5 protein-coding genes are annotated in these 4,823 nt (G+C 68.9%); 2 read left to right on the forward strand and 3 right to left on the reverse strand.

Annotation, left to right across the window (positions count from 1 at the left end):
* A partial coding sequence (locus BLR02_RS27855) for a glycosyltransferase family 2 protein (protein ID WP_090665453.1) occupies window positions 1–931 on the reverse strand: 931 nt, incomplete at its 3' end.
* A gap of 37 nt (window positions 932–968) precedes the next feature.
* Window positions 969–1,553 (reverse strand): hypothetical protein, encoded by a 585-nt coding sequence (locus BLR02_RS27860; protein WP_176849884.1) that lies wholly within the window; start codon window positions 1,551–1,553, stop codon window positions 969–971.
* Window positions 1,554–1,793: 240 nt separating this feature from the next.
* Between BLR02_RS27860 and BLR02_RS29920 the strand changes: the two genes are divergently transcribed.
* Both BLR02_RS29920 and BLR02_RS27870 read left to right on the forward strand, forming a co-directional pair.
* Window positions 1,794–3,020 carry a glycosyltransferase family protein gene (locus tag BLR02_RS29920; RefSeq protein ID WP_090665455.1) on the forward strand — a complete coding sequence of 409 codons (1,227 nt, stop codon included), beginning with the start codon at window positions 1,794–1,796 and terminating at the stop codon, window positions 3,018–3,020.
* Between the two features lie 175 nt (window positions 3,021–3,195).
* Window positions 3,196–4,497: a hypothetical protein gene (locus tag BLR02_RS27870; RefSeq protein ID WP_143018387.1), complete on the forward strand. Its 1,302-nt coding sequence runs from the start codon at window positions 3,196–3,198 to the stop codon at window positions 4,495–4,497.
* Here the strand turns inward: BLR02_RS27870 and BLR02_RS27875 are convergent.
* The coding region (locus BLR02_RS27875; RefSeq protein ID WP_176849885.1) for a transposase at window positions 4,494–4,823 on the reverse strand (330 nt) is incomplete at its 5' end. The genes BLR02_RS27870 and BLR02_RS27875 overlap by 4 nt on opposite strands.

Genomic DNA, 4,823 nt, shown 5'->3' on the forward strand with positions numbered 1-4,823 from the left:
CGCCGGCGCTGCCCTGCGGCAGCGCCAGGGCGCGCATCGTGCGCAGATGAGGCGGCTGATGGGCGAGGAATATCTTGAGGTCGTGCCAGTGCGTGTCGATCTCCGCCCGCGTCTCCTGCGGGGCGCGGACGAAGTCGGAGACGGCCTGCCAGGCGATGCGCCGACGCATCCACTCCTGGCTCAGCCGCGACGGGTCGATGCAATGCTCGACCACGGCATGGGGCGTGTAGCCGATGGCACCGCCGAGCGCCTCCAGCCGAGCGGCGAGCTCCGTCTCGTCATTTGACATCAGCGAGATGCCGGAGCCGATGCGCCCGAGCGCCGGGCTGAAGCCGCCGGCCTGGTGCAGCTTCGCCACCCGGTAGGAGACATTGGCGCCGACCACCCATTCGCCGGGCTGCAGCGGGCGGACCTCGCCCCCCAGGTCCAGCACCGAGAGATAGGGTAGCATCGCCGGGCCCAGCCAGTCCGGCGCAGGCGAGGTGAAATGCGGCAGGACGCGGCCGCCGATGCCGACGACACCATCGCCGAGCACCTCATAGGCAGCCAGCATGCGCTCCAGCCAGTCCGGCGCGGCGAAGGCATCATCGTCCAGATAGACGATGATCGGCGCTCGGGCCTCGGCGCTGGCGACATTGCGGGCATTCGACAGGCCCGGTTTGTCGACATGCATCCAGCGGAGGTTTTCGACTCCAGCATAAGCCTCCGCCGCCTCGGCCGAGCGGGCCGGGTCGGGCGTGTTGTCGACGACGAGGATCTCGAAGCGGTCGACGGGAAGACTCTGCTGCTGCAGCCGGGCGACCGAGCGTGCCAGCATGTCATAGCGGTCATAGGTACAGATCGCCACCGTCGCCGCCGGCCCTGACGTGGCGGGCGCGCTGGTGACCGGGGCCGGACGGCGAGCCGCTCGGCGGCGGGTCGGCTGCTTCATGGGATCCTCCAGCGCAGGGTGGACAAGGCCGCTGCGGTCAGGCCGGCACCAGCTCGATATGGCTGATGGCCATGCCGAGGATGCGCTCGTCGGACTCTCCGTTCTGCGTCGGCGAGAACATCACCGGCGAGCGCAGCACCACCTCGGTCGGGCGGATGACGTCGAGGACCGGCAGCGGGCCGGCGACCAGCGCGCTCGCCTGGGGCACCAGCCGGGCCGGATAGGGTTGGCCGTCGATGGTGACGACAACGGGCCGCTCCGGCCCGCCGGCGCCGAAGGAGCGGACGCGGACCTGCAGCCGCAGGGGCCGAGAGCGATTCACCCAGAACACCAGCCGCGCCTCGGGCTCCGGGCCGGTCCAGCGGTAGGGTGTGCCGTCCTCGCCATATTCGAGGAAGTGGAAGCCGGAGCCGGCCTCGATGAACTCGCTGGCCTGCAGCAGGGCCACAGGGCTGAGCGGGGAATCCGTGACCTCGCCACCCTGGGCCACGATGCCGTCGCGTAGCCGCTCGAGATCCATCAGGGTGGCTACATGCGACTGCAGGCGGGCGACCTCCCGCTCCAGAGTCGCCAGGCGGAATGCCAGCTCGTCTTGGCCCTTCCTGGAGGGTGCCTTGGTCACCGGCCAGCCCGTGATGTGAAGGGAATCGACGTCTTCCACATCCGAAAAAGCCTCCGAGCGCCTGGGCACAAAGTCCCATCGCGAGATAACGAAATCGGGAGAAGTGCTACATGGTAGGCTGTGCTTTCGCAAGCAGCTAATCCCATGAGACTGTACAAACCATGCTGTCGTTAGCGGCAAGGTTGCTGATTTCTTGCCGGACGCGGCGGATGTCTTGGGCCGATCGCGGTATAGACGGAGATGGATGTGCGGGTCAGCGGCTATCTGAGCATCTACAACGACTGGGACCTGCTCGCCCCGGCCCTGCGGTCTGCCGCCCCCTATCTCGATGAGCTCGTCGTCGTAGATGGCGCCTATAGCTGGATGGCGGAGTTGCTGCGCCAGATGGGCCGTCGGCCGGAGCGGTCCGAGCAGCCGGTCCGCGACGCGATCGCCGCCGCCGGGCTGCCGGTCCGGATCATCGAGAGCGTCTGGGCGAACGAGCTGGAGAAGCGGCGAGCCGGCTACGAGGCCTGCTGCGGCCGGTACGTGCTGCGGCTCGACGCGGACGAGATCCTGTTCGTTGATGAGCCAAAGCTGGAACGCTTCCTCGCCTCGGGTGCCGCCGTGGCCGAGATGGAGATGCCGACCTACATCGTCCCGGGCTTCATCCATGGCAGCCCGGACAGCGCCGAGTTGCCGCGGCAGGCCTTGCTGTTCGACCGGACGCAGGTCTCGGCCGAGGAGCACCTGTCCCATCTGTGGCTGGTCCTGACCGCGGACAGGCTGGCCCCGGCCGAGCGCCGGCCCGTCTTTCCAGACCCCATCGCCTTCAACGCTCATCTGACCACCTGGCGGACGCCGCGGACCGCCGTGCAGCGCGCCCTCTTCTACAGCCTGAACTGGTCCCGCCAGCATGGCGTGGCCTGGATCGAGGCCCTGCGGGGGCGGCCGCTGACGGATGCGGCGGCGCTGACGCAGCATATCCCCGCCGCCGCCTTCCTCGAGGCGATGCTCAGCCATCGCCTCGTCTCGGGTCATGTCGACACCGCGGGCGAGCCGATCCGCGGTACGCCGCTCTCGCCCGTGCAGGAGGAGGTCCTGCTGCCGCTGCATGCGCAGTACGAGCAGTCGCACCTGGCGCTGAACCGGCGGCTCCGGGAACGGCCCCGGCGGATGATCCAGACGGAGCCCATCTGCCTCGACCTCAGCGGCCGCGCCAGCCTCGAGGCGCTCGCCAGCAGCGGCGCCATCAGCCTCGACCTCTTCCATCGGCCACGCAGGGCCAAGGCCGAGCTGCGCTTCATGCTCCCTTATCCCCCCTGGCAGGCACGGCAGCCCGTGCCGGTGACGCTGCGCGCCAGCGGCATACGGATCGACCTGTCCGCGGTGGCGGAGCCCGAGGGTTTCCTGCGGCGCGTCCTGGTGCTGGATGTCAGCCTCGAGTCCGCCTATCCAATCCAGACGATGCAATGCGTCGGGTCCTGACGCCGGCTACCGCCCCTCAGCCAGAGCCGCGAATGGCTTCCCAAAATATAGTCTCGAAAAACAGCATTGGAGCATTTTTGTTGTTCAACTGTCGGCCTCATGATGTCTTGCGCCGTCGCGCCACATGGCTCAACGCTCGCGGCATGGCGGCCCTGAAACACGGCAAGGGGGGGAGATGGGTGGTTTGGAGGGGCTGACGGGCCCGTTCACGGCGATCGAGCCGGCGAACGCGGCATTCCAGGCGCAATTCCACGCCGCAGCGGCCGAGCGGCGCCTGGACGGGCTGGCGCTGGCCTGCCGCGACCTGCTGACATCCGGTGCCGCGAACGAATTCGCCCTGCCCTATGCCTTCGCCATCGCCGCCCGCTCGCGGCTGCACGACCCGGCCTTCTGGGCGAATCCGGCCGATGGCACGCCGAAGTCGGAGCTGCTGGACTGGCTCGACCGGCTGGTCGAGCTGCCGGCCGCCCTGAACAGCCGGCACAACTACTACCATGAGATCGTGACGGGCATCCGGCACTACGTGGCCGACGACGACGCCAGGGCGTTCCGCTCCTTCGCCCTGGCGGCCCGGCCACCCGACTTCTACCGGGTCGTGAAGGACGATTTCGGCGGTGGCGCCGCCTTCGCCCGCACCTTCCCCTCCCCGGCCGAGCTGAGCGCGGCCCGCGGCTCCCGCTTTGGGCGGGAACTGGACCTCCGCCATGCGCCGCGGCAGCCCCTGCGGGCCGTGGTCAGCGTCTCCTTCGACCGGATCTACGCGGAGGCCTTCGCCCAGGGGTGGATCGAGCGCCTCGCGGAGTGCGGCGCCGAGGGCGTGGGCATCCACCTGCACCTGATGTTCCGCAACGAGGCGGACGAGGCACTGATCGCCGGGCTGGTGGCCATGGCGGCGTCGCGCGGGGTGCCCCTGGCGCTGAGCGTGGAGACCGGCGTCCGCCATGCCCGCGCCTATTTCGCCAGCGCCCGCTTCCTGCGGGGCGCGGCCATCCTGGAAGCCTTCCGCTGCCCGGTCCTGTTCTCGGACGCGGATGCCTACATCACCCAGCCCCAGGCCTTCGCCGAGCGTCACCTGCCGGTCATCCTCGCCGAGCGCCGGGTGCTCGGCCATCTCAGCGACGGGCCCTATCACGGCTACCTGCCCTGGCGCCGCTTCTCCGCGACCTGGATGACCGCCCCCTGCGATGACGCGGCGATACGCTTCCTCGGCCTGGTCGGCGATGCGGTGGAGTATTTCTGGGACCAGCGCGACCGCAATTGGTGGATCGACCAGATGGCCCTGCAGGTCGCCCGGACGATCGCCCTGCGGGAGGGTATGCCGGCCGGCACCTTCGGCAGCATCAGCCATGCGCTGCCGCACCTCATGACGACCGGCGAGGACTACAAGATCCGCAAGGTGTCCGAGGTGCCGCGCCTGAAAGCTCTGCTCGACAAGGGCATCAATTACTGGGAGGCGCTGCGGCAGATCGACGTCTAGGGTCTGTGACCGAACTCAGTGGTGCGCAAGTTGATCATGGTGGCAGCAAGATGGGCGAAGCCCATCCAACTGCGGCGTGTCTTGTCGCGTCGCAGGGTGATGCGAGCAAAGTCCTTGAGCCGGGAAAACAGGTTTTCGACGCGGTGGCGCCGGGCGTACAGCACGGGATCCCATGCGGGCGGATCAACCATGCCCCGCTTGGGTGGGGTATGGACGGTGCAACCCTCGGCGGCGAAGGCCGCGCGGAGCGGCGCTGAGATATAACCGCGATCAAGCGCCACGTCGCAGGCTGGGATGCCCGAGGCCAGCGCTGTCGCATAGCGCAG

The sequence above is a fragment of the Belnapia rosea genome (assembly GCF_900101615.1).
Classification (GTDB): domain Bacteria; phylum Pseudomonadota; class Alphaproteobacteria; order Acetobacterales; family Acetobacteraceae; genus Belnapia; species Belnapia rosea.

Bases quoted from the DNA above. Each gene is read 5' to 3' on its own strand.
- BLR02_RS29920 (WP_090665455.1), top strand. From the start codon at position 1,794: ATGGATGTGCGGGTCAGCGGCTATCTGAGCATCTACAACGACTGGGAC.
- BLR02_RS27870 (WP_143018387.1), top strand. From the start codon at position 3,196: ATGGGTGGTTTGGAGGGGCTGACGGGCCCGTTCACGGCGATCGAGCCG.